The sequence below is a fragment of the Paenibacillus stellifer genome (assembly GCF_000758685.1).
Classification (GTDB): domain Bacteria; phylum Bacillota; class Bacilli; order Paenibacillales; family Paenibacillaceae; genus Paenibacillus_AQ; species Paenibacillus_AQ stellifer.
On record NZ_CP009286.1, the window covers coordinates 3,341,770 to 3,366,356 of the forward strand.

Annotated in this window: 23 protein-coding genes; all 23 read right to left on the reverse strand. The window is 54.0% G+C overall.

The window, feature by feature from the left end:
- Nucleotides 1-98 precede the first annotated feature (98 nt).
- Nucleotides 99-686 (reverse strand): CDP-diacylglycerol--glycerol-3-phosphate 3-phosphatidyltransferase, encoded by a 588-nt coding sequence (gene pgsA / locus PSTEL_RS15395; protein WP_038696608.1) that lies wholly within the window; start codon nt 684-686, stop codon nt 99-101.
- A complete protein-coding gene (gene rimO, locus PSTEL_RS15400) occupies nt 683-2,011 on the reverse strand; it encodes a 30S ribosomal protein S12 methylthiotransferase RimO (RefSeq protein ID WP_038696610.1) in 1,329 nt (442 codons plus the stop codon). The genes pgsA and rimO overlap by 4 nt, the downstream gene beginning before the upstream one ends.
- Before the next feature lie 152 nt (nt 2,012-2,163).
- Nucleotides 2,164-2,655 (reverse strand): YajQ family cyclic di-GMP-binding protein, encoded by a 492-nt coding sequence (locus PSTEL_RS15405; RefSeq protein WP_038696612.1) that lies wholly within the window; start codon nt 2,653-2,655, stop codon nt 2,164-2,166.
- Between the two features lie 173 nt (nt 2,656-2,828).
- Nucleotides 2,829-2,990, reverse strand: coding sequence for a hypothetical protein (locus PSTEL_RS27985; RefSeq protein ID WP_169744588.1), 162 nt, complete (start codon nt 2,988-2,990; stop codon nt 2,829-2,831).
- Between the two features lie 85 nt (nt 2,991-3,075).
- Nucleotides 3,076-4,047 (reverse strand): RodZ domain-containing protein, encoded by a 972-nt coding sequence (locus PSTEL_RS15410; RefSeq protein WP_038696614.1) that lies wholly within the window; start codon nt 4,045-4,047, stop codon nt 3,076-3,078.
- A 27-nt stretch (nt 4,048-4,074) separates the two neighbouring features.
- A complete protein-coding gene (locus tag PSTEL_RS15415; protein ID WP_038696616.1) occupies nt 4,075-4,842 on the reverse strand; it encodes a DUF3388 domain-containing protein in 768 nt (255 codons plus the stop codon).
- A gap of 210 nt (nt 4,843-5,052) precedes the next feature.
- Nucleotides 5,053-5,316, reverse strand: coding sequence for a DUF3243 domain-containing protein (locus PSTEL_RS15420; protein ID WP_038696618.1), 264 nt, complete (start codon nt 5,314-5,316; stop codon nt 5,053-5,055).
- Nucleotides 5,317-5,446: 130 nt separating this feature from the next.
- Nucleotides 5,447-6,205, reverse strand: coding sequence for an elongation factor P 5-aminopentanone reductase (gene ymfI, locus PSTEL_RS15425; protein ID WP_425415279.1), 759 nt, complete (start codon nt 6,203-6,205; stop codon nt 5,447-5,449).
- An 8-nt stretch (nt 6,206-6,213) separates the two neighbouring features.
- Complete coding sequence (gene yfmH / locus PSTEL_RS15430; RefSeq protein ID WP_038696622.1) at nt 6,214-7,494, reverse strand: EF-P 5-aminopentanol modification-associated protein YfmH; 1,281 nt, start codon at nt 7,492-7,494, stop codon at nt 6,214-6,216.
- A 3-nt stretch (nt 7,495-7,497) separates the two neighbouring features.
- The gene (yfmF, locus tag PSTEL_RS15435) at nt 7,498-8,778 is read right to left on the reverse strand and encodes an EF-P 5-aminopentanol modification-associated protein YfmF (protein ID WP_038696624.1); all 1,281 of its coding nucleotides are present in this window, start codon (nt 8,776-8,778) and stop codon (nt 7,498-7,500) included.
- A 163-nt stretch (nt 8,779-8,941) separates the two neighbouring features.
- Complete coding sequence (gene sleB, locus PSTEL_RS15440; protein WP_038696626.1) at nt 8,942-9,787, reverse strand: spore cortex-lytic enzyme; 846 nt, start codon at nt 9,785-9,787, stop codon at nt 8,942-8,944.
- Between the two features lie 219 nt (nt 9,788-10,006).
- The gene (locus tag PSTEL_RS15445; protein ID WP_038696628.1) at nt 10,007-12,673 is read right to left on the reverse strand and encodes an FtsK/SpoIIIE family DNA translocase; all 2,667 of its coding nucleotides are present in this window, start codon (nt 12,671-12,673) and stop codon (nt 10,007-10,009) included.
- A 72-nt stretch (nt 12,674-12,745) separates the two neighbouring features.
- Nucleotides 12,746-12,961: a YlzJ-like family protein gene (locus PSTEL_RS15450; RefSeq protein ID WP_038696630.1), complete on the reverse strand. Its 216-nt coding sequence runs from the start codon at nt 12,959-12,961 to the stop codon at nt 12,746-12,748.
- Entirely contained in the window at nt 12,958-13,725 is a 768-nt protein-coding gene (locus PSTEL_RS15455; protein WP_038696632.1) for a ClpP family protease, read from the reverse strand. The genes PSTEL_RS15450 and PSTEL_RS15455 overlap by 4 nt, the downstream gene beginning before the upstream one ends.
- Before the next feature lie 207 nt (nt 13,726-13,932).
- Nucleotides 13,933-15,612: a ribonuclease J gene (locus PSTEL_RS15460; protein ID WP_038696634.1), complete on the reverse strand. Its 1,680-nt coding sequence runs from the start codon at nt 15,610-15,612 to the stop codon at nt 13,933-13,935.
- Nucleotides 15,613-16,224: 612 nt separating this feature from the next.
- Nucleotides 16,225-17,100 (reverse strand): 4-hydroxy-tetrahydrodipicolinate synthase, encoded by an 876-nt coding sequence (gene dapA / locus PSTEL_RS15465; protein ID WP_038696636.1) that lies wholly within the window; start codon nt 17,098-17,100, stop codon nt 16,225-16,227.
- A gap of 15 nt (nt 17,101-17,115) precedes the next feature.
- Entirely contained in the window at nt 17,116-18,336 is a 1,221-nt protein-coding gene (dapG, locus tag PSTEL_RS15470; protein WP_038696637.1) for an aspartate kinase, read from the reverse strand.
- A gap of 201 nt (nt 18,337-18,537) precedes the next feature.
- Nucleotides 18,538-19,134 carry a dipicolinate synthase subunit B gene (locus tag PSTEL_RS15475; RefSeq protein ID WP_038696639.1) on the reverse strand — a complete coding sequence of 199 codons (597 nt, stop codon included), beginning with the start codon at nt 19,132-19,134 and terminating at the stop codon, nt 18,538-18,540.
- The gene (dpsA, locus tag PSTEL_RS15480; protein ID WP_038696641.1) at nt 19,131-20,030 is read right to left on the reverse strand and encodes a dipicolinate synthase subunit DpsA; all 900 of its coding nucleotides are present in this window, start codon (nt 20,028-20,030) and stop codon (nt 19,131-19,133) included. Before dpsA ends, PSTEL_RS15475 begins: the two co-directional genes overlap by 4 nt.
- Before the next feature lie 228 nt (nt 20,031-20,258).
- Nucleotides 20,259-21,284 (reverse strand): DUF1835 domain-containing protein, encoded by a 1,026-nt coding sequence (locus tag PSTEL_RS15485; protein ID WP_038696643.1) that lies wholly within the window; start codon nt 21,282-21,284, stop codon nt 20,259-20,261.
- A gap of 102 nt (nt 21,285-21,386) precedes the next feature.
- Entirely contained in the window at nt 21,387-21,839 is a 453-nt protein-coding gene (gene dut / locus PSTEL_RS15490) for a dUTP diphosphatase (protein ID WP_038696645.1), read from the reverse strand.
- A complete protein-coding gene (locus PSTEL_RS15495) occupies nt 21,793-23,076 on the reverse strand; it encodes a M16 family metallopeptidase (RefSeq protein ID WP_038696647.1) in 1,284 nt (427 codons plus the stop codon). Before PSTEL_RS15495 ends, dut begins: the two co-directional genes overlap by 47 nt.
- 249 nt (nt 23,077-23,325) lie before the next feature.
- Nucleotides 23,326-24,309 carry a polysaccharide deacetylase family protein gene (locus PSTEL_RS15500; protein WP_038696649.1) on the reverse strand — a complete coding sequence of 328 codons (984 nt, stop codon included), beginning with the start codon at nt 24,307-24,309 and terminating at the stop codon, nt 23,326-23,328.
- Between the last annotated feature and the right edge of the window lie 278 nt (nt 24,310-24,587).

Consider the following 24,587-nt stretch of genomic DNA (forward strand, 5'->3'; position numbering starts at 1 on the left):
CCAATACTGGCGTATAAGAACAGGGCAGTCAGGATCCGGTCCCGCTGCCCCGATTCAGCCTTGCTTCAGGTGGTTGTAAGCTTGCTGTCTGATTTGAATCAGGCATGGTGCGATTGAAGCAGATCCTTGTTCTTCACAAAATAATCGATTCCCGAGTAGATCGTAATAAGCGCCGCGGCCCAAATGGCGATCGTGTCAAAAGGGATGCCCACGAACTCGAGCGGGAAATTGTTAAGGAGCAGCAGCGAGATCGCAACGATCTGCAAAACCGTCTTCGCCTTTCCCCATTTGCTGGCCGCGACAACTTTGCCGTCGAGCAGCGCGACCTGCCGGAGTCCGGTCACAGCAAATTCACGGCTGATGATGACGATGGCGATCCAGGAATCGCATCTTCCCAGTTCAACGAGCGAGATCAGAACAGCCGTAACAAGCAGCTTATCCGCCAGCGGATCGAGCAGCTTGCCAAGATTGGTCACCATATTATATTTACGGGCGATATATCCGTCGATGCCATCTGTGCTGGCCGCGAGCAAAAAGATAACGGCAGCGATCAGATGGTTCACCGGAAGCTGAAACGAACCCCAATGCAGCGGCTCCGGGTAAATATTGAGATCGACCAGCAGAAAAAACATCATGATGGGAATCAAACAGATGCGGGCTAATGTAATGCGGTTGGGTAAATTCACTGAAGTTCCTCCCCTGACAAATCATATTCAAAAGCGTGGGTGATCCGGACCTTCGTCATTTCCCCAATGCCGAGATTGCTGCCCTTGACAAACACCTCTCCGTCAATCTCCGGTGCGTCGTACTGCGAACGGCCCACATACACATCGCTGCGTCCGTCGTAACGTTCCACCAGAACGTCCAGAACCTGTCCCACAAACCGGCTGCCACGATTCTTCGTTACTTCCCGCTGCAGCTCCATCAAAGTATTGGCCCGCCATTCCTTCACGTCCTCCGGCACCTGGTTCGGCAGTCGGGAGGCCGGCGTTCCTTCTTCCATGGAATATGTAAATACGCCGAGCCGGTCAAAGCCGATTTCACTCACAAAGTCGCAAAGACGCTGGAAATCCTCTTCTGTCTCCCCGGGAAATCCGACGATCAGCGAGGTGCGCAGAGAGACTTCCGGAATATATTCCCGAATGCGCGCAACGAGTTCGCGTGTATCGCGCTGCCTGCCCGGCCTGCGCATCCGCTTCAGAATGGAGTCTTCGCTGTGCTGCAGCGGCATGTCCACATACTTGCAGATTTTCGGGTTGGATGCCATCGTCTTGATCAGCTCTTCGGTAAAAAAGCCGGGATATGCATAATGAAGCCGGACCCATTCGATTCCTTCTACTTCGCTTACCCGGTTCAAAAGCTCGGGAAGCTTGAACTCGCCGTACAAGTCTGTCCCGTAATTGGTGGAATCCTGAGCGATAAGGCTGACTTCCTTAACGCCTTGCGAAGCCAGTGTCTGCACCTCCGAAACAACGGATTCCATGGTGCGGCTGCGGAATGCCCCCCGCATGATAGGAATGCTGCAGAAGGTACAGTTGTTGTCGCATCCCTCCGCAATCTTCACATAAGTCGTGAAACGCGGTGTCGACACCTTGCGGGGAAGCGCCTCTTCATAATTGAATACCGGATTGCCGACCCATACCGGACGCCGGCCTCTGACAGCTTCATCCACAATCTGCACGATGTTATGGAAGTCGCCGGTGCCCACAATCCCATCGATTTCCGGCATTTCCTCCATCAGCTCGGCCTTGTACCGCTGCGTCAGGCAGCCAGAAACGATCAGCGCTTTTAGATTGCCGCTCTCCTTCAGCTCCGCTAGCTCCAGAATCGTATTGACCGATTCTTCCTTCGCCGCATCGATAAAGCCGCAAGTATTTACGATAATGACTGTTGCCTCTTCCTTCTCCTCCACGAGCGTGTATCCGCGTTCATGAACCAACCCGGACATAATTTCCGAGTCGACCAGATTCTTCTCGCATCCGAGCGTTACGATGTTGATTTTTTCTGTCATGGTCATCCCCCAATAATGAAAGCCCTAAGCCTTAATCCCAATCCCTATCCACATTATCTCAACAAGTATAATATAGCCGCATTTGCGCTGTCAAAAACACGCAGAACCCCGCAGAGCCTGCTGGCTTCAGGTCATCTGCGGGGATAAAGGGGTCATTTCATATTGGTATACTGCAGGTCCAGCGGAAGATCCGCATTGTTGAGAAGTTTGATGATCTGCTGCAGATCGTCGCGGCTCTTGCCCGTGACCCGGATCTGGTCGCCCTGGATCTGGCTCTTGACCTTAAGCTTGGAATCGCGGATGAGCACGTTGATCTTCTTGGCGTTCTCCTGATCGATCCCCTGCTTCAATCCTAGCCGCTGGCGTACCGTGCCAAGCGCCGCCGGCTCGATTTTGCCGAAATCCAGGTTCTTCAGGGTAATTCCTCTCTTCACCATTTTGGATTGCAAAATATCGATTACCGCATTCAGCTTATACTCGTCGTCCGATACGATAATCAACGCGTCCTTTTCCAGCTTGAGGTTGCTCTTGGTGCCTTTGAAGTCGAAGCGGTTCTGGATCTCTTTCTCCGTCTGATGGATCGCGTTGGTTAATTCCTGAATGTCCATTTTGGATACAATGTCGAATGAGCTTTCCGAAGCCATCGTTTCACGCCCTTTGCTACAAGTTTCAGCTTATATTATATGAAAAAGCGGCGGACAAGTCTAACCGCCCTGTTTCCATTTGTCCGCTATATAACAAACAAGCCTCCCACAAGGGGTGTTTCACCCTTGCCCGGGAGGCGTGCTGCTGTCAAACATGAAGCTGTATAGCTCCGTTATCTGCTCCGGGCCGGGGCACGGAACATATCCAGAACGCCCAGAACGATATGCGCCAGGCCGAACCCCAATATTCCGTAACCCCAAGCACTGGGTGTCAAATAATAACCGAGCAGACTAACAATGATCCCAAGTCCGGTTACGATCCAACTGACCGTCATCGATTGTACACCTCGCTTCAATGGATGAACTGCTAGACATTAATAGGTTCTCCATCTCTGCTAAGTCTATACAACACTTCAGCCTTTATTGGCCGGTAGTGTTTCCGGCATCCTGAGTGCCATCCGTACCGGTATCGCCGGTAGTGCCTGAGCCTTCGGTCGACGAACCGTCATCCAGCTTCAGCAAAATACGGGACGTCGATTTGCCGTCCGTAACCGGCTGGCCGTTAACCGTGATCTGGGTCGCGGGAGAGTATCCCGACTTGATATACATGCCCTGGCTGTCGAGTGTAAAATTCAGCGTATCTCCGGCTTCGGTGCTTCCATAGCTGAGCTTCTCGCCCTGTGAATTCGTGCCGCGATATACTTCAAGCCAGCTCTTGCCGCTAGCGGTTATAACCACCTGCGGATTCGCCCCTGACACCTTGAATATCGTGGTTTTGCCGGATTTGCCGTCCTGAACCACTGCGCCGCTGCCCGCGTCAGGTGACGGAGATACCGACGGCGATGGCGAAGGAGAGACTTCTCCCGACGGAACCGCAGATTCCCCTGCAGCTCCGGCCGAAGGAGAAGGCGTCGCCCCGCCTGCGCCGGCCGAAGCCGCTACAGGTGAAGGCATCTGCGTACTGGTGGTAATCGGGCTCACGTCCGTCTGCTTGTCGTTCGATTTGCCCCAATCGGAAGCATACATATAAATGACCACTACAATCAGTACGGGAAAAATCCACATCAGTAGCGTCGGCAGCCATTTCGGATTCCGTCCGCTCTCGGGTCTGCGGCTTCGGCTCTGAAGCACAGACTCCATAGTAGACGACTCCTGTACAGGCGCGGGAACGCTTCCCGGCTCCTGCATCAACTCGTCAGGATTGAGGCCGACCGCCTCCGCGTATGTCTTGATAAATGCACGGACATAGAAGCTTCCGGGGAGCACCTTGTAATCTCCCGCCTCGATCGCTTCGAGATATTTTTTGCGAATTTTCGTAACCTCTTGAACATCGTCAAGACTCATGCCTTTCTGCAGACGAGCCTCTTTCAACTGCCGGCCCAGTTCCGACATGCTATGACCTCCTCGTTGTATATGTTGTTACAGATCGTCGCTGTAGCTGCCGGTAAAAGTATCGTATACAATTTCCTCACTCGGCGTGTTGCGAAGCTCGATCAGAATGTCAAAGTCGTCGTACGTATATTCAGATTCCCGCACAAAAATATCGGGGTGCTCGATGACCTTCACACTCGGCATAGCCATAATCTCTTTCAGGAGATTGTAATGCTTCTCATTGGATCGGATGGTGCTGACGATACCGTCGATGATAAACACATTATGCGGGTTCATCTCATCCTCAGCCAATTGGCTGCGCACCGTCTGACGAAGCATGGTCGAAGAGACAAAGGTCCAACGCTTCATGGCGCACACGCTGCCGGCGATGATCGATTCCGTCTTGCCGACTCTCGGCATGCCCCGGAGACCGATAACCTGGCTGCCTTCGCGCTTGAACAGTTCCCCGAGAAAATCGACAAGAAGACCAAGCTCGTCGCGGGTGAACCGGAATGTCTTCCGGTCATCGGAGTCCCTGTCGATATAGCGGCCGTGACGGACAGCCAAAATATCAACCAGCCGCGGAGCGCGCAGGGCGGTAACCGTAATATTCTCCACCTTCTTGAGCATGTCGCCCATAAGGCTGATCTTCTCGTCGTCATCCGTTTCAAGCAGCATTCCCCGCGTCTTGCCTTCCACGCCGTTGATGGTCAGGATGTTGACCTCAAGCATCCCGAGCATGGAGGCGATGTCTCCAAGAAGCCCGGGCCGATTCTTATGTATCTTGTATTCCATGTACCACTGTTTGTATTCCAACTTCTACACCTCGTATTGTGAATTGACGCTTCTTCCGCCGTTTGCCGGAATTCCACATGATCCGACAAGCCTCTCCGTTACACGGGTCATGTTAATGATATATAAAAAGAAATTGAAAGGCAAGGTCAAAGCCCGGATTAGATCTAGAAGTAATACCCAGAAGCGTTCTCACCGCATAGAAAAGCTCCCCAAAGGGGAGCTCTCCGCAGGTTATGCGTTTTGCTTCGCCAGCTTCACCATAAGGGAAGCGATGGTCTGGCGCTGACTTTCGTCGCCCACATCCCACAGCTCCTTGATCGCCCGGTTCGAAGCGTTCTGCGGGTCGACTTTCTTATCGAGGAATTCCCCGATTTCGTAAGCCAGCTTGGAAATGGTGTCCTCGCTCATGCCGACTTTTTCGGCCTGAATGACCCGTTCACCCAAAAATCTCTTCCAGGTATCGTAGTTCTTGATGACAGTTGATTCTGTTGACATATGAAATCCTCCTTCGTGATTGGACCGGCGCGATGCTGTTGAAGCGCCTGTCTACAAATTTAAGATTTATAAGCAACAGCTTTATAATGCCCTCAAGAAGCATCCGTAATCCCGGGTGAGTTCGGTAACATCAGGTAATCCATCCACCGTTCGGGCTAATAATCTGGCCGTTGATATATCCCGACTCAGGCAGCGCCAAAAAATACACCAGCGAGGAAATTTCATCCGGAAGCGCCAATCGCCCGGCCGGAATTTCCTCCTCCAGCATCCGCACTTCATCCTCAGCCAGATTATCCAGCATTGAAGTCCGGACGGCTCCGGGAGCCACCGCGTTAACCGTAACTCCCGAAGGAGCTAGCTCGCGGGCCAGAGCCTTTGTAAAAGCATTGACCCCTCCTTTGCTGGCTGAATAAGCGACCTCGCAGGAAGCCCCCGAAATCCCCCATACGGAGGATACATTGATAATCCGGCCATAGCGCTGCGACACCATATAGGGCATGAAAATCTGACTGCACAGAAATGTGCCTTTTAAATTGACCGCCATTACGTCATCCCATTCTTCTTCGGAAAGGTCGGCGAGCATTCCATAGTGGGATCTGCCCGCGTTGTTGACCAGAATATCCGGCTGCATGCCGTTCGCTTCAAGCCTTTCGGCCATGCGCAGCAGCTGGCTTTTATCCCGAAGGTCGGCCGACACCGTCATCACCTGCGCTCCGGCTTCCATGCACTTTCTGGCAACCTCATTGGCCGCTTCGTGTGAATTCATATAGTGGACGACAACCTTCATCCTTGCCGAGGCAAAGCGTTCGACGATCGCTCCGCCGATTCCCCCGCTTCCTCCCGTTACCAGCACTGTCGTTTCTCCAAGCGGCTTGCCGATTCCTCCCAGGCCATTCACTAAGGATTCACCACCACAGATACCGCCAGCTGATTCCAGTCGATGTGTGAAAGCAAGCGTTCGTTGACTTCCTCGAGCGTGATCGATTCATACTGCGGCAGCACGTCGAAGAAATCTCCGCCCCTGAACTGATAGCGCGTAAATTCATGCGCAATGCTCTCGGGGGAGTTCAGCATCCGCAAATAACCGCCGATCTTCTTGTTGCGGGCCCGAATAAAATCGGATTCATTGAACCCGGACACAAGCAGCGGCTCAATCTCCTCCCGGATTCGCTTAAGAAGAAGCTCGGGGTCCTTCGTATCGCCGCCGATCGCTGAGAATGCATACTGCGGGGAGCTGTTGTATTCATGGCCGAAGCTGTCGGTAATCAGCTCTTCATCGTACAGCTTCTGATACAGGGATGTACTGCTGCCAAGAAGCAGGTCAAGCATCAGCTTGGTGGTGAGATCCCTGCGGACAGCATCTTTTCCGGTCAGGCCGGCTTCCCGTTCCTTAAATCCGAACAGACATTTGGGCATCGATACAGGCAGCTTGTTCTCCAATCGCGTCTGGCCGACCTCCACAGGCTCTTTTGCAAAAATACGATCAATTTCGCCCTGAGTCTCATACGCTTTGCGCGCCTGATTGCTACGAACCAGGTCCAGAACCGCTTGGGGATCAACGCCTCCCACGATAAACAGCAGCATGTTGCTCGGGTGATAGAACGCGTTGTAGCAGGTGTACAGCGTCTCTTTGGTGATCGTGGAGATCGATTCCACCGTGCCTGCGATATCGATCCGTACCGGGTTGACCGAATACATCGCTTCGATTAATCCGAAGTACACCCGCCAATCCGGATTATCGGCATACATGTTGATCTCCTGGCCTATAATCCCTTTTTCCTTCTCGACGTTCTGATCGGTGAAATAAGGCCGCTGCACGAAATCGATCAGTGTCTCTAAATTGGTCTCAATCTTCTCCGTCGCGGAGAATAAGTATACGGTCTGCTCAAAGCTTGTAAAAGCGTTGGCTGACGCTCCGTTGGAGGCAAAAGTCGCAAAAATATCGCCTTCCGGCTCTTCGAACATTTTATGCTCCAGAAAATGGGCGATGCCATCAGGAACCGAGATTTCCTCTCCGCCCGCTACCTTAAAGTGATTATCAATCGAACCGTAGTTGGTTGCAAATGTAGCATAAGTCTTCTTGAAATCCGGCTTTGGCAGCACGAATACCTTCAGTCCGTTATCCAGCTCTTCCGCATACAGCGTCTCCTGGAGCCGTTCGTAATGGATCTGTTCCATCCGCTATTCCTCCTTCTGCCCTGTCAGGAAATAAATCGTATCCAACTGGACCGTTTCGGCGGCCCGCTTCACGTCCTCCGCACCGGTAGCTTCAATCTGCTGCATCAGTTCCTCGGTGCTCCGGTCTTTCCCGGACAGCTGACGGTTAAAGTCATACGAAATCATTTCAAAAGCGGAGTCCTGAATCTCAGACAACAGATTGCGAATCATAGCCTTCGTCTGAATCAGCTCCAGTTCGCTGATCTGGCCGTCCTTAATATCCTCGAGCTGCTTGCGAATGATGTCAACTGCTTTGGCGTAGTTCGGAATTTCGATGCCCGACTGAATCGTCGCGATGCCCTTGTGGCCGTCGTAACGGGAGGACGCATAATAGGCGAGGCTCTCCTTCTCGCGCACATTCACGAACAGCTTGGAATGCGGGTAGCCTCCAAGAATCCCGTTATACATCAGCATGTGGGCGTAGCTGTCATCGCCGTAAGTAATTGAGGTGCGCAGCCCCATGTTGAGCTTGCCCTGTCCGACCTCCATCACTTCTTCGATGGTCTTAACCTCGGACACGGTCTTGGGCGTGAAGCAAGACTGGTAAGGAGCATCCTTGCGGCTGCCAAGTCCGAAATAGCGGGTTACCAGTTGCTCCACTTCCTCCGGAGTCGTGTCTCCGACCACATACAAATCAAGAATCACACTGTTCAGCCAAGACTGATATGACTGATATAACGAGTCCGGCGTAATGCCTTCCAAATCTTTGCGCTGTCCCAGCGCGTTAAGCCGGTATGGTTCGTTCCGGCACATTTCCTCCATACAGCGTTCGGCAGCGTAACGAATCTTGTCATTGACGATGGACTCGAGCTTCTTGCGGACCGTCTCGCGTTCGGTGTGCACATAGGAGGAGCGGAAGCTTCCGTTCTCCAGAGCGGGCTTCGTCAGCACTTCACCCAGAAAAGCGAAGGATTGCTCCAGCAGGTTCTCCTTCGTAGACACGAAGGAGTCATTGATCGTATCCATACGGAACTGAACGATCTGATAATCTCCCCGTTTGTATACATCGAAGCCAAAGCCCGCTCCGTACAGCTCCTCCAGACGCTCCCGGAACCGGGTCGTCTCCGGATAGCTGACCGTTCCGCGGCGCAGCACAAAGGGAATAAGAGCGGTAGGGGTTACCGTCTCTTCAGCAAGCGGAATGCCGGCGTATAGTGAAACTGCATAAGTCTTAAACGTCTTGGTCGGCAAAACATGAATCCGGATGCCGCCTGCGTCGCTATGATGGAACACGTGATTGGTCAAGTCCAAAACTCCTTTACGGCTTGAATGGGATGCCTATATTCCAAGTTTATGAAGTAGTATTCATTCTAAACCATTCCAAAGTAAGGAAGCAACCGGCGGAGAATCGGCCGGTTGCTTCCATGGAGCCGCGTATTCCGGAGCAACCGGGCATAGCGGCTAAGGCTTACATGCAGAAAATGTGCTGGCCGATCGTTTTCACCTGCGGCCGGGACCAAATCCATTTTGATGTTGCGGTTTTGGGATTGAAATAATACAGGCAGCCGCCAGAAGGATCCCAGCCGTTCAGAGCCTGCTGCACGGCCTTCCGGGCAGTCTCATTGGGTTCCAGATAAATCTGCCCGTCCGCTACTGCTGTGAATGCGCCAGGCTGGAAGATTACCCCCGACGGCGTATTCGGGAAGCTCGGCGACTTCACCCGATTCAAAATGACCGCAGCTACCGCCACCTGGCCTTCAAAGGGCTCGCCTCGGGATTCTCCATACACAGCATTAGCCATGATCTTTAAATCGTTCTCGGACAGTCCCATGGAATTGCCGGACGACAGCTCGGCCGCAGCGGTATTTGTTTTGTTGGACTCCTTATTTTTACCGGCTGTAGCCGTTCCCTCAGAAGGTTCGGTTGGACGCCACGCCTTGGTGGCATTGTACAATCTCAGCTTCGTCTTGGCACCGACGACACCATCGGCGACCATCCCGAATTTCCACTGAAACCATTTCACCGATTTCAGCGTGGAGCTGCCGAAGCTGCTGTCGATTTTGCCGTCATAGTAACCCAAATACTTGAGGCGGCCCTGCAGCTCATATACATCCTGCCCGGATGCGCCGTATTTAAGCGGCGTCGTTCCGAATACAGGCATGGCCGAATCATCAGTGGCTTCCGCCGCTGAAGAAGCATCCTGCCTCTGCTCTGAACGAACGGTGCTCTTAGGGGCCGAGAAGTGTTCCACCAGCGGCGCCGATGCCACAACCAGGGCAAGAACGGCGATTATCCATAGCTTTTGATTCTTCATTGGGCTTCGCTCTACCTTTCTCTTGTAAGTTCTGCATGGATGGCTACCGTTATTATGACGACACGGCGGTAATCCTATGCACTCCCTCCAAGAGAGGCAATGATGAGCACTGAGGCAGGCGGCACGGTGGTTCCAAGAGGATGTCTCCTGATTTCGGACGACAAAAAGGCGTTCCCCTCCGATGAGAAGGAACGCCTGACCACTCCTTTATACCGCTGCTCAGGAGCTAATCCGGTTCTGCTGATATTGCTCAAGCGATATCAGCACCTCGCGCGGCTTGCTTCCCTCATATGGCCCAATTACGCCCCGTGCCTCCATGGAATCGATCAGCCTCGCAGCTCTGGTATATCCAACGCGCATCCGGCGCTGCAGCAGGGAGACCGATGCCTGCTTCGCCTCAAGCACGATCTGAACTGCTTGATCATACAGTTCGTCCTGCGGCTCTTCGGCTTCCGAAGACATCTCGTCAATCTCAGGTACGATCGACTCATCGTATTCCGCTTCGCCCTGGCTGCTGACATAATGAACGATCGCTTCCACTTCCGCATCACTCATGAAAGCGCCCTGAACGCGAATCGGCTTGGAGGAACCCATCGGCATAAAGAGCATATCTCCGCGTCCGAGCAGCTTCTCCGCACCCGCCATATCGAGAATCGTCCGGGAGTCCACCTGTGAAGACACACCGAAAGCGATACGGGACGGGATATTTGCCTTGATAACGCCGGTAATAACGTCTACGGACGGTCGTTGGGTAGCGATAATCAGGTGAATGCCGGCCGCGCGCGCCATCTGGGCAAGCCGGCATATGGCATCCTCGACATCGCCCGCGGCGACCATCATCAAATCGGCCAACTCGTCAACGATAACGACGATGTAGGGCAGGACGGCGGCGGGATTATCCTTCATCAGCTGATTATAGCCTTCCACATTGCGCGTTCCCGATTTGGAGAACAGCTCGTACCGCTTCTCCATCTCGACCACGATCTTCTTAAGGGCCAGGCTGGCGCGTTTCGGATCGGTAACCACAGGAGCCATGAGATGTGGAATGCCGTTATATACATTCAGCTCGACCATCTTGGGGTCGACCATCAGAAATTTGACTTCTTCCGGCTTCGCCTTGTACAAGATGCTCGTGATGATGCCGTTGATGCAGACCGACTTGCCGGAACCCGTAGCGCCGGCAACAAGAAGATGGGGCATCCGTGCCAGATTGCCGATAATGGTCTGGCCCGAAATATCGCGTCCGAAGGCGATTGTCAGCTTGGATTCTGCCTCCTGGAAAATTGGGGTCTCCATCACTTCTCTCATGGTAACCAACGATACCTCCGGATTAGGCACCTCGATGCCGATCGCGGATTTGCCCGGGATAGGCGCTTCCATCCGGATGTCCTTTGCCGCCAGCGCCAACGCAATGTCATCCGTCAAATTAACGATCCGGCTAACCTTGACCCCGATATCCGGCTGGATTTCGTAGCGGGTAACCGCTGGTCCGCGTACGACCTCAAGAACCTTGGCGCGTACGCCGAAGCTCTCGAGCGTCGCCTCGAGCTTGCGGGCCGTCTGCATATAGTCATTCTGATCGCTGCCCTTTCCGCCGTTGTTAGGCTTGGACAACAGACGGAAATGCGGAAGCTTGTACGGCTTTGGCTTCGGCACCGGTTTGGGCTCTTCCGCCCCGGATATCGGCTCGGCAGATCCGGTCGACACTGCGTCCGTCACACTGCCCACTTCCGCTGCCAATGCATCAGGCTCCGCTTGTGACAGTTCGGGATCGCCGAAATCATTCGGCGTCTGTCCAGTGTCCAGCTCCAGATCTCCAGTACGCATGCTGCTGCGGGCCGCAGGCGAGAACTCGCCCCATTCCTCCCGCTCTTCTTCGCTCAGCCCCTCCGAGCGGATATGCTGGAAGAAATCGCGGATAATCGGCGTAACCTCTTCCAGATCCTCTTCCTCCGGATGAAAATCTTCGAAGTCATCAAAGTTGTCATTCGAAGATGCCGTGAATCCCGACATAATCGGCATGGCTTCAGCCGGAAGCGCAGGCTCTTCCTCCAATTCCGGGTTAGATTCTACACGTTCCCGGGCTGGCTTGCGCTGCATCAGCCGCTCGAAGAATTGAGGAGCCTTGCGGCTTGGCAGCGACGTCTCCTGTTCCTCCTCGTCTTCCTCATCCTCTTCAGCCTCCACATGCTGCGCCTTCCCTCTGCCGCCGGATGTACGGCTTGCTATGGGAACGGCCTTCGGCCGATTGGCCGCTCTCTTCTTCAGCTCCTTGGCCAGCTTCACCAGCCTGACGCGCAGAAGACCGAACAGCTCGATATAGGAAAGGTTCGTCACCAGCATGAAGCTGATCGCCAGCATCACGATCATGATCAGCTTCGCGCCAAGCGTCCCGAACAGCATTAGCAGCAGAGCGAATGTCAGCCCGCCCGCGTAACCGCCTCCGATATCTTTACCGAGCATGTAGACGCTATCGCTTTCAGCGCCGGGTTTCAGAGCAGCGGCCAAATCCTTCTGCGTCTGTGAAATGACATTGCCGGGATGCAGCATTGAAACGGGTCCAAGCTTCTGTTCCATCGTCGAGATGGTACTCATAAGACAGAGCGAAAGGACCAGGAGAAAGACTCCAGTATAGCGGCTCGACCAGTTGGTGGGCCATTTGCGGAAGATCATGACTGACAATCCATAATAGATGCCCACCAAGGGAAGCACGAAGTAAAATCTGCCAAGCAGGTAGCCAGCCAGGTTAGAAAGAGACCTGCCCACGGCTGCCTCGCCGGACAGAGCAATCACCGAGAATGTAATAAGCAGAATGCCGTAAATTTCGTATTTTAAGACGCTGCCGAGCAGCGCCTTCTTTTTTTTGCGTTTTTTCCGTTTTGCCACGCCAGCCACCCCCGGAACAACATTATACCATATAATGGCGTGGCGCACCTATGTTCTGTTTTTGGTCCTACATCACTGCCGGAGGTCGATAATGGCCCCTGGTGCAAGCCCGGAATCCAGATAGCGGTTCAGCGGACAATTCAGCAGCCGGATTACTCTCCCCCTGCCTTCATCAAGCGGTTCGACCTGCATCAGAATTCCCTGTACGACGACTTCGCGGGAAGATGGCGGCGCTTGAATCGCTCCTTCCCAGACCTGCTCAGCCGAGAGAACGGAGTATAGTATCATTGCGTCAGTCCTCCCGCTTCGGCCGGGGAGGCCTTGAAGGCAATGAGCTCGTTCAATTTCGACATTGCGGTTCCTATCCCTCCGACTTCATCCATCAAGCCGAACGACACCGCATCCGTACCGCCAACAGCCGTTCCGATATCGCGGTTTAGCTCGCCCGTCTTGAACATTAAATCCTTGAACTGCTCTGGCGAAATCCGGGAGTGGGAAGTGACGAAACGCACAACCCGTTCCTGCATCTTCTCCATATATTCGAAGGTCTGAGGAACCCCAATGACCAGCCCGTTCATCCGGATCGGATGAATGGTCATGGTCGCACTCTCTGCTATGATGGAGTAGCTCGAGGAGACGGCGATAGGAACGCCGATGCTATGCCCTCCGCCGACCACTACAGTTACCGTAGGCTTCGATAACGAGGCGATCATTTCAGCAATTGCCAGCCCCGCCTCGACGTCTCCGCCGACGGTGTTCAGGATGATGAGGATTCCCTTGACAGTCTTGCTCTGCTCGGCAGCAACAAGCTGCGGGATAATATGCTCATATTTCGTCGTTTTGTTATGCGGCGGCATAATAATATGCCCCTCAATCTGGCCGATTATAGTGATGCAGTAAATTTCCGGCTCGACGGTTGGAACAGCCGTCTGTCCGAATTCCTTCATCATCCCGACCGTTCCATTCGACTGCATCCCTTCGTCGGGTGGCTGAGTAGCCGGATCGGGCGTCTCGTTCACATATACCGTCTCAATTGCTTGATCATCTTTCATGCTCAGCACTCCCTTTGTCTGCCAGGCCGGTTCGGGGCCGGTCCTTTCGCATGGGTAATGGAATCTCCAGGTTAGTATGACGTTCCTCTCCCCGTATCTATGCACAGCCATAGACGCCAAAAAGCCTTTCCGCCGTGGAAACCGTCCAATATTTCCAGGCGAAAAGGCTTATTCGATTGATTATCTAGAAATGAGGTAGCTCAGGTATTACACTTCCATGATAATTGGCAGAATCATCGGTCTCCGGCGGGTCTGCTCATACAGGAAGCGGCCAAGCGAATCCTTGACGCTCGTCTTGAGCGATGCCCACTCATTCACCTTCTCGCTCATGAGGCGCTGAAGGGTGCTGGATACGATGCGGTTCGCTTCGTCAAGCAGCCCCTCCGATTCGCGGACATACACAAATCCGCGGGAAATGATGTCGGGACCGGAGACGATTGCTCCGTTTTGCTTGCTCAGCGTTACTACGACGACCAGGATACCATCTTGCGACAGCAGTTTGCGGTCGCGAAGCACGATATTGCCGACATCGCCGACGCCAAGTCCGTCGATCAGCACATTGCCGGAAGTTACCTTGCCGGCTTTGCGAGCCGATCCTCCCTGAATTTCCACAACTTCACCAAGCTCGGTGATAAAGATATTGTCCGGATCGACGCCGACGGATTGCGCCAGAAGCGCATGTCTGCGCTGCATGCGGTATTCACCGTGAATCGGAATGAAGAACTTCGGTTTCATCAGATTGAGCATCAGTTTAAGCTCTTCCTGACTGCCGTGACCTGATACGTGCACACCGGAGTTCGAACCGCTGTAGATAACGTCGGCTCCAAGACGGAATAGCTCGTCAATCGTGCGGCCAATATATTTCTCGTTACCCGGTACCGGGGTAGCCGCGATGATAACCGTATCGCCAGGCAGAATATCCACCTTGCGATGGCTGGAGCGAGCCATCCGTGTCAGCGCTGACATCGGCTCTCCCTGGCTGCCTGTGCAGAGAACGACGACGCGGTTGGCCGCCATCCGGTTCATCTCTTCAGGCTCAATCAGCATGCCATCCGGCATATGCAGATAACCGAGCTCGGAAGCGATGGACACGACGTTGACCATGCTGCGGCCGATAACGGTAATCTTGCGTCCCGTCTGCTCCGCAGCATTGACGACCTGCTGAATGCGGTGAACGTTGGAGGCGAAGGTCGCCACGACTACACGTTGCTCGGCTTTGCGGAAAATATCCTCCAGCACGACGCCAACATTCTTCTCCGAAGGCGTGAAGCCCGGCTTCTCCGCGTTCGTACTGTCAGACATCAGTGCCAGTACGCCGCGTTGTCCGATTTCGGCCATGCGGTGCAGGTTCGCAAATTGACCATTGACTGGGGTATGGTCGAATTTGAAGTCACCCGTATGGACAACGTTGCCTTCCGGAGTCTCGATGCATACGCCGACGGAATCCGGAATACTGTGATTCGTGCGGAAGAACGTTACGACGAGCGTGCTTCCGAGCTTGACTTCCGAATCCTCGTGAATCAGAATGCGCTTGGTCTCACCAAGCAGATTGGCTTCCTTAAGCTTATTCTCTACAAGTCCAAGCGTGAGCTTCGTTCCGTATACCGGAACGTTCAGATGCTTAAGCACATAAGGCAGGCCTCCGATATGGTCTTCGTGACCATGTGTCAGCACAATGCCTCTTACCTTGTCGCGGTTCTCCGTCAAATAGGAAATATCCGGAATAACGATATCAATGCCGAGCATATCCTCTTCTGGGAACTTCAATCCCGAATCCACGACGACAATGTCGTTACCGTATTGGACTACGTACATGTTTTTTCCGATCTCACCGACTCCGCCCAATGCGAAGATCATCAGTTTATCGTTGTTGTTTTTTTTGGACAAATGAATCTAACCCTCCTAAATTAATGTTGGACGTCATATGTTATTTAAATACAGACCTTCAATTGTACAGGCGCCATGCGCAATGAAATAGCAGAATAATCCGCCAAAACGAACTACAAAGGCCTAACGAATAACCTTAACGAGAGTCCTCCGCACCCGGGAGCACACTTCTGTGTAGGCGGACAGCTGCTATTCGGACAACGGCACTCCACCACCGCCTTCATACAATTCGCGATTGCACAAAGAAACGTCAGTAATGGTAAAAAATGCCCATGCATCCGGACAGACTTAGAGCGTTAACCAATAACGGAAAAATTGCCGCGTATTCAATTTTTAACCGCACCCAGTCACTTAAACCCATTATACATGATATTTTTGTCAAAAAACAAGTCGCGGGAATCAGATAGACATATTCTTCCCCGGGAAGCGGACAAACTTGCGTTCCCCGCCCCGAAATCATGATTCAGAAATAATCGCCTGCAATCATCATTAAGCTCCCTGCCTTTTACCTAGTGATCGAGAGCCATTAATCATGCAGCATATCAAATATGTATAAAAAAACCAGGCCCTTCTCAAGGACCCGGTTCATAAAATGATATTCATCTGATCAGTTCAAAGGACAAGCTTCTTGATAAATTCGGCCTCCGACTCATTCGGGGAGATCAGAGGCAGACGGACGGAGCCTACGCTGACGCCTTTAAGCTCCAGCGCATACTTGACCGCCGAAGGATTCGGCAGCGGATGCGGACACTCGAACAGCCCCTTGAAGACCGGAAACAGCGCTCTGTGCAGCCGGCCCGCTTCCTGAACATTGCCCTCCAAAAAGGAATTGATCATTTCAGACATGCGTCTGCCTTCGATATGGCTGGCTACACTGATAATGCCGTGTCCCCCGACCGCCATCATCGGCAGCCCCGCTGAATCGTCGCCCGAGTAGACATGGAAGTCCGGTTGGCAATCAGCGGCGATTAAGGCAACATGATCGACCGATGCGCACTCCTTGGTCGCTACAATGTTCGGAATGCGCGACAGGCGCAGCGTCGTCTCCGCACTCATGCAGATGCCCGTCCGGCTAGGAACGTTGTAGAGAATGAGCGGAAGCTTCGTCTCGCCGGCAATCGCCGAGAAATGGCGGTACAGACCTTCCTGGTTCGGCTTGTTGTAATAGGGAACGACCAGCAGAGCGCCGTCAACGCCGATGGCTTCCGCTTCCTTCGTAAGTTCGATCGAATGCTTGGTGCTGTTGGAACCGGTGCCTGCGATCACCTTGCAGCGCCCAGCCGCTTTGTCCAGGACAAAGGAAAACATCTGCAGCTTCTCTTTATCGCTCAGCGTAGGTGACTCGCCGGTTGTTCCGCAGACAACGAGCGCCTCCGACTTCTGCTCTTCTATCAGGTAATCGACGAGAGCGGCTGTTGCCTGCCAGTCGATTTCCCCCTCCTTGTCGAAAGGAGTGACCATTGCTGTAATAAGTCTTCCAAAATCCACTCTGAATTCCTCCTGTTAACGGTGTAATTCAAACTTGGAATGCAGCGCGCGTAGGCTTTGCACCATATCTTCCTTCTTGACCAGAACCCAGATTGTCGTGTTGGAGTCGGCTGATTGCAGGATTTGGATGTTATGGGCGCTAAGCGCCTCAACGATTCGGGCCATAATGCCGGGAACGCCGTTGATGCCGCCCCCGATCACGGATACTTTGACGCAGCCGGAAAGGCTTTTCGGACGAAGCCCGATTTCCTGAAGTGCAGCGATCGCTTTCTCCGAGCTGCAATCAAATACGGTATAGACGGCGCTTGTCGGCGTCACATTAATAAAATCCACGCTGATGCCGGCATCCGCCATGCTCTTGAAGATTTGAAGCTGAACCCCTGTACCGTTGCCGTCCGGGCAATCGACTGAGATCTGTGTAATATTGCTGACATAGGCGATCCCGGTAACATAGCGGTCTACAATGCCGGTTGAGATATCCTGAAACCCTTCCGGATGCGTGACCAGCGTTCCTTCGCCGTCTGAGAACGTTGAGCGCACACGGACCGGAATCTGAGCCTGCATGGCAATCTCTACGGCGCGCGGATGAATGACCTTGGCGCCCTGGTAGGCCATGTTGCAGATTTCGGTGTAGCTCACATAGGTCAGCGGCTTCGCGTCCTCAACAATACGAGGATCGGCGGTCAGAATGCCGTTGACGTCGGTGTAAATGTCGACCATATCCGCCCGGAGAGCTGCGCCCAGTGCCGTAGCGGAGGTGTCACTTCCACCCCGGCCGAGAGTTGTGAAGTCGCCTTCTTCCGTCTGTCCCTGAAAGCCGGTGACGATGACAACCTTCTGGCCGCGCAGCTCGCGCTGTATCCGTTCGGGCCGCACATCGAGAATCCGGGCATTGCTGTAGCTGTTATCCGTAAGAAACCCTGCCTGGGCTCCGGTGAGCACCGTGGCAGGGATGCCTTCGCTTACAAGAAGACTGCACAGCGTCGTTGCCGATATGATTTCACCGCAGCACAGCAGTAAATCCTTTTCGCGGTCGGGTAGGGCGTCGCCGTTCTGAACGGCCCAGTCGAGGAGCGTGTCCGTCGCATACGGCTCACCCCGGCGGCCCATGGCGGATACCACAATAACGAGGCTGTAACCGTGCTCCAGCTCCCGCTTTACATGCCGGATGACATGCTCTCTCGCCTGAGGGGTGGACAGCGAGGTGCCGCCGAATTTTTGCACTAAAATACCCATGAATGATTCCTCCAGTTAGTAAACAACAAGCTGCATCTATTTCTCGTTCGCGGGTCGATAGTCAGCTTAATAAGCATACGGACCCCCGGCCCGCCGCTGCATAACATGCAGGGAATGCGAGAAATGGGTTGCCGTCCCCCGGGGAGGAGGACGGCTGAGATCTGCGGCTGCACTAGCCCAGGCAGTCAACAGACAAATCAATTATGCTGAATGAAACCGTTCGATGATCATCGGCTGCAGCTGGGAGCCTTGAAGCGCCGCGTAGCACGCTTCGGGAATCAGCTCCATCTTCGCTACCAATGAATTCGGCTTCGCTTGCGGGTTATCCTGTCCGAACGGAACGAAATATATATTCTTCGTTACCAGAAGCTTCGCGATATTGGCTGCGTTCAAACCGAGTCCGTCGTTGGTCGAGATCGCGAGAACGAGCGGACGTCCGTTGCGCATTTGGCATTTGGCCGCCATCAGGACGGGGCCGTCGGTCATGGCATTGGCCAACTTGCTAGTGGTATTTCCTGTGCAGGGTGCAATAGTCAGCACATCAAGCAGCTTGGATGGACCCAGCGGTTCCGCTTCAACAATTGTAGAAATGATATCATTCCCCGTTATTTCTTTCAACTGTTTTAGCCAATTTTCTGATGTGCCGAACCGGGTATCCGTTGACAATACGGAAGCCGAGACAATCGGTACAACATTGGCTCCTTCCTCGACGAAACGCTTAATCTGGGGCATGACCTCCGAAAAGGTGCAGTGCGAACCGGTGATCGCGTAGCCTACCGTCTTGCCTTGCCAGTTCATCCTTTATCCCCCTTTGTCAAAGACCGTTCCGATATGGACAGCAAAAGTGCGCCCGCCATAATCATGCCAGCGCTCTTGGGCGCGACAATGCCGGGAAGGCCCGGAGCGAGAAGCGCCGTTATTCCCCGTTTCTCTGCATAACGAAAATCCACCCCGCCCGGTGCCGATGCCAAGTCGATGATGCAGGCATGCCTCGGCAGGCGGGACAGTACCTTAGCCGTCAATATCAGATCGGGTACGGTATTGAACACATAATCCGCATCGCCTACATGCTCGGGGAGTCGGTCTGTCATGAACGGCTTCCACCCCATCACCTCGGCCCGTGCAAAATGCTCCCGCTTCCGCACACCGGCCGATACCCTTGCGCCAAGCCCCTGCAGGCTCTTGGCCATGGTGAAGCCGGTCCTTCCGAGTCCAAGCACGAGAGCGTGCGAGCCGTGAATGGTGAAATCCGTATTCTGAATCGCCATTACAAGCGCGCCCTCGGCGGTCGGTATCGAATTGTAGATCGCGACATCATCGCGGTTCAGAAGCTCGACCAGATCCAGTCCGGCTTCCACACACAGCGATTTCAGGTACGTCTTCGCCATCCCGGTATAGACTGTACAGTGTCCGGGCAGCGCCCTCATCAGTTCCGCATCCAGCCGCAGCGGTCCGCTGGCGTACTTGGCGCTGATGTTGCCTTCGTCATCGCAGCCAACCGTCGGCAGCACCAGCACATCCGCCTGAGCGAGAAGAGCCCCCGACAGCTCCTCCAGTTCCACCCCATCACAGGGCGTTTCCCACATATCAAACCCGGCAGCGCTTACTGCCGCATCCATCTCCACACATTTCCGCATCACTTCGATTTGTCTTGCGTCTCCGCCCAGGAATACGATCCTGACGCCAGTCAGCATAAGGATGACGCTCCTTTCACCATTGCTACTTCAACCATGAAGCATCATATGCATCCGCCCGAATTTAGGTGAATGACACAGTGGAGCCGCACTGTCCCATCTCTTCACTACTTCATGCAGGCTGAAAATGGTATTCCAGGTTTAACTGGCAAGGCCGTTCTCCGGGCACAAAAAAACGAGCGCCATTTAGGCGCCCGCCAGCACATCTTTTCTTCATTCCGGCTATTCCTAGCCTGTCACCGGCTTCTCCTCCCGGCTGTCCCAACGCCAGGCCGCATGATATCCTTCAAGATGAATCCCGCCATACCATTGATCAATCCCCTGCTCCTGCACCCGGTCGGCCTTGTTGTCCAGAACGCGCTCACCAAGCCCAGTCAGGGATACCTGACGACCCAGAAATCCGGGTATCTGCTCCATCCGGGCGGGCCCTCCAGCCTGTTCAGCGGATTCCGTTCCGCTTATGACCAGAAGGGGATGAGGTTCCTTCGCCAGTCCCGACAGCATATGCCAGTACTCCAAATCTCCCATTCCCAGAATGCTCAGCCTGTCTGTTACCTGCCTGAACAGATCAAGCGGCGTACAGTCCCCCTGACGGAGTACACGCAAGGTCGCAAGCTCGGCGATGCCAAGGCCATTGTCCACAGATGGAAGCCTGGACAGATGGGCTTTGAATGCATCATACGCAAATGAAAGCTCCGATGCCTGCAGCTCCTCCCGGCTATGCTCAAGGAAATAGGCCATATCGAGCGGATTGGCGGAGGTATAGGCTTCCCATAGACGGCTTCCCAGACTCATTTCACGCGTGCCGATGGGCCGCCATGTCCGGTTCAGGCTCATCAGCTGGCTTACCGTCAACTGACCTAACCCATGAAAAGGCTCAATCCCCGGAAACTCGCCGATGCATAGCAAATGAAGACGCGTCTCCCCCAGGTTGCGGCTGCTGAACCAGTGAAGAAGATAAGACAGCATGCTCTGATCGAACAAATCATGCTCGAACCACAATACGATCTCGTCATGACGGTTGAACTCCTCCAGCCTGCGCTCCTGCTCGGCGCAGCCCGATTTGAAGTCTTCCGCCGAAATCCCGATACTCTTCTCCAGCACTTGAGCGCGAAGATCCATCGCTTCCGGCGCCGACAGGTTCGAAGTGAGCGGACCAGCCGAATAAATTTCTCTCCACGCCAGCACCTCTCCTTCAATACCGCCTTCCAGCAGCTTGTCCGAGACCGCATCACCATTGACAATATGCAGCATGGAAACCTCCTTATTGTTCGGTTGTTAGACCGCTAATAAAAAGCGGCTGCACGTTCCTTCTCCAGGATGTACAACCGCTTGGTGATTATAGAAATCGTCTGTTTATTTACCGGTGTGGCCAAAGCCGCCCGCGCCCCGCTCGGTTTCGTCCAGCGTCTCTACATGTTCGACCGTAACGGCCGGAACGGTCTGGAATACCATCTGGGCGATGCGTTCATTCCGCGCAATGGTGAATGGCTCCTGGCCCAGATTGATCAGCAGCACCTTGATTTCTCCACGGTAGTCGGCATCGATTGTACCAGGCGTGTTCAAGCAGGTGATGCCAGCTTTGAGCGCCAGCCCGCTGCGGGGGCGTATCTGGGCTTCCAGCCCGTCCGGCATAGCAATCGCGATGCCTGTCGGCACGAGCGCCCGCTGGCCGGGGGCCAGGGTAAGCTCGCCGGATACGGCGGCAAAGAGGTCATAGCCGGAAGCCTGCTCCGACATTTTGCGGGGAAGATTCACATCTTCATTGCCGGGAAGCTTGAGCATTTGTACGTAAATGGACAAGATCATCTCTCCTCATTGTAGCAATTACTTTATCCGAGGTGCCGACCATCGCCGCAGACAGTGGCTGCGCGAACATCCGGTCCAGCACCTGGTTGATTTCGTATATGGTCACGTTCTGGATTTTGGCAATGACATCGTTAAGAGACTCATGACGTCCGAGCATCAGCTCGTTTTTACCCATCCGGTTCATACGGCTGCTCGTGCTCTCAAGACTCAGAATCAGGCTGCCCTTGAGCTGCTCCTTGCCCTTGCGGATTTCATCTTCATCCAATCCCTTAGCCGCGAGCTCAGCCAGCATCTCCTTCGTCAGTTCCATGACATCCTTCGTCTGCTTCGGCGCCGTGCCGGCATAGACCGTGAACAGACCGCTGTCGGCCTGGGCGCTGTGGTAGGAGTACACGGAGTAGGCGAGTCCGCGCTTTTCGCGAATTTCCTGGAATAGCCGGGAACTCATCCCGCCGCCCACCGCGTTGTTGATCAGCACCATTGCATACTGCAGCGGGTCCTCAATCGAACACCCCGGAAGGGACAGGCAAATATGATTCTGTTCGGTCTTCTTCCGGCGGAAGAGCAAATCGCCATGAAAATCCGGCGGCACCAGCGGAGCAGAAGTCCCGTGATTATTGAACGAACCGAAATACTGCTCCAGCAGCTCTATGACGCTGTCGTCAAAGTTGCCCGCCACACTGATCACGGTATTTTCAACTGTATACTGAGCCTGCATATAAGCCCGAAGATCATCCGGCGTCATCGTCTCAAGCCGTTCCTTCAGCCCCAGAATGGAATAGGCGAGCGGGTGGCTGCCGTATGCGGCCATCGACATCAGATCATGCACGAGATCATCCGGCGTATCCTCATACATCGAGATTTCTTCCAGGATCACGTTCTTCTCCTTCGCCAGTTCTCCGGCATCCAGTTTGGAACGGAAGAACATATCCGCCAGCACATCGACTGCAATGGGAAGATGCTCATCCAGCACTTTGGCGTAGTAGCACGTATATTCCTTTGAGGTAAAAGCATTCACATTGCCGCCTATGGCGTCGAATTGTTCCGCAATCTGCTTGGCGTCAAAGCGGTCGGTTCCTTTGAACAGCATATGCTCGATAAAATGGGAAATCCCGTTATTGTCAGGCGTTTCGTTCCGCGATCCCGTCTTGACCCAAATGCCGAACGAGACGGAGCGGCCCGTCGCAATCTTCTCCATGACAACACGGAGCCCGTTTGATAATACCTTTTTTTCCACGTAAAAATCCTCCTGGCCCATGGCTTGCCTTGCTTGAAAGGATAAACACCTGATAACGTCATCCAAGGCGCTGTGCGTTTACCGAGAATGATAAGAGTGAGATAAGCGCTAAACTTATAACTTCTTATATTGAGCATTTTGCAGAACCCCTTGAAGCGATTTCAATCCGCAATCAAGCGTTCATCTTCGAGTGATGCAATATGCTGATCAAAAACCCGGGTGACTTATATCCTACCAGAAACATCCTCTTCACTCAACGCCGGCAGGCAAAACGCGCTCGGGCGACAGCGTCTCGCTTACCGTGCCAAGGGTCAGTCCCTTCGCCCGGATGCCGCGGATCATGCCGCGAAGCGCCTTGGAAGAGGCATTCGTCGGATGCATCAGCACAAGCGTACCTGGCTCTGCCTTGGTGGTGATCTTGGCGATCACCGAATCGGGGGAGGGGTTGCGCCAGTCCACCGTATCCACGGTCCACAGCACCGTCTTGAGTCCAAGCTCGCGGGCAATTTCCACCGTCTCCTGATTGTAATCTCCGGACGGCGGTGCGAACCAGCGGTTCTCCACACCAAGGCTCGATTTCAGCAGCGATTTCGTCTTCTCGATTTCCATGGTGGCTCTCGCCCGGCTAAGCGTGCTCATGTTCGGATGCGTATAGGCATGATTCTCGATCTCATGTCCTCGCTTCTGGATTTCCAGAGCCAGTTCACGATTTTTGCTGAGCCAGCTCCCGTCCAGAAAAAAAGTAGCCTTCACCTTCTCCTGGTCCAAAATATCGAGCATCGGAATCAGGTACTCGTTCCCCCAGGCGACATTGATCATAAAGGCAACCATCGGCTTCGCCGGATTGCCCCGGTAGATGGGCTGGGCACCCAGCTCATCCAGGCCGACAGAGGGAGGTGTCTGCTTATATACATACGGAATCGGAGAATCTGCCGGCAGAAGCAGCGCTTTCCGGTAAGTTCCCTCAACATCCACCTCCAGCCCATTGTAGCCAGGTATCGCCTTCCAGATCCGGTCCACCCTGGCGTCCACCGGCGCCTCCTTGAGCTGGGTCGCACGGGCTTCGATACGGCTGCGCAGCTCGTCTCCCTTATCCGCAAGCATTGCGGGCAGTGCGGCGACTTCGCCGCTCCGCTGCTCCGACAGCATATCCTTAATCGGTCCCGCCGTGCTGCCAAGGCCGATCACAACAGCCATACAGGCAAGCGCAACCGCTGCTTTCTCCAGTTTCATATCCGGCTTCCTCCTACGGCTGCGAGGCTGTGCCTTCGATTCAGCCGTCTGCCGCAACCTTTTTGTCCAGCCTATGAGACAGGTTCAGCCAATATGACTTGTCAGCGGAAAAGATATATGCGCGCAATAGAAGAAGCCGCCGGTATCCGAACGTAAAAATAACTCCACATCGTGGAGTTACGGCGTCTGCGGGACTCACCGCACCCCCCGAGGCGTACGGCAACAATTACCCGCATGAGCCCGCGTCCGATCAGGCGCCCGCCGTTTCCTGAGATCGG

Bases quoted from the DNA above. Each gene is read 5' to 3' on its own strand.
- rimO (WP_038696610.1), bottom strand. From the start codon at position 2,011: ATGACAGAAAAAATCAACATCGTAACGCTCGGATGCGAGAAGAATCTG.
- PSTEL_RS15405 (WP_038696612.1), bottom strand. From the start codon at position 2,655: ATGGCTTCGGAAAGCTCATTCGACATTGTATCCAAAATGGACATTCAG.
- PSTEL_RS27985 (WP_169744588.1), bottom strand. From the start codon at position 2,990: ATGACGGTCAGTTGGATCGTAACCGGACTTGGGATCATTGTTAGTCTG.
- PSTEL_RS15410 (WP_038696614.1), bottom strand. From the start codon at position 4,047: ATGTCGGAACTGGGCCGGCAGTTGAAAGAGGCTCGTCTGCAGAAAGGC.
- PSTEL_RS15420 (WP_038696618.1), bottom strand. From the start codon at position 5,316: ATGTCAACAGAATCAACTGTCATCAAGAACTACGATACCTGGAAGAGA.
- yfmH (WP_038696622.1), bottom strand. From the start codon at position 7,494: ATGGAACAGATCCATTACGAACGGCTCCAGGAGACGCTGTATGCGGAA.
- sleB (WP_038696626.1), bottom strand. From the start codon at position 9,787: ATGAAGAATCAAAAGCTATGGATAATCGCCGTTCTTGCCCTGGTTGTG.
- PSTEL_RS15450 (WP_038696630.1), bottom strand. From the start codon at position 12,961: ATGATACTATACTCCGTTCTCTCGGCTGAGCAGGTCTGGGAAGGAGCG.
- PSTEL_RS15455 (WP_038696632.1), bottom strand. From the start codon at position 13,725: ATGAAAGATGATCAAGCAATTGAGACGGTATATGTGAACGAGACGCCC.
- dapG (WP_038696637.1), bottom strand. From the start codon at position 18,336: ATGGGTATTTTAGTGCAAAAATTCGGCGGCACCTCGCTGTCCACCCCT.
- PSTEL_RS15475 (WP_038696639.1), bottom strand. From the start codon at position 19,134: ATGAACTGGCAAGGCAAGACGGTAGGCTACGCGATCACCGGTTCGCAC.
- dpsA (WP_038696641.1), bottom strand. From the start codon at position 20,030: ATGCTGACTGGCGTCAGGATCGTATTCCTGGGCGGAGACGCAAGACAA.
- PSTEL_RS15485 (WP_038696643.1), bottom strand. From the start codon at position 21,284: ATGCTGCATATTGTCAATGGTGATGCGGTCTCGGACAAGCTGCTGGAA.
- dut (WP_038696645.1), bottom strand. From the start codon at position 21,839: ATGATCTTGTCCATTTACGTACAAATGCTCAAGCTTCCCGGCAATGAA.
- PSTEL_RS15500 (WP_038696649.1), bottom strand. From the start codon at position 24,309: ATGAAACTGGAGAAAGCAGCGGTTGCGCTTGCCTGTATGGCTGTTGTG.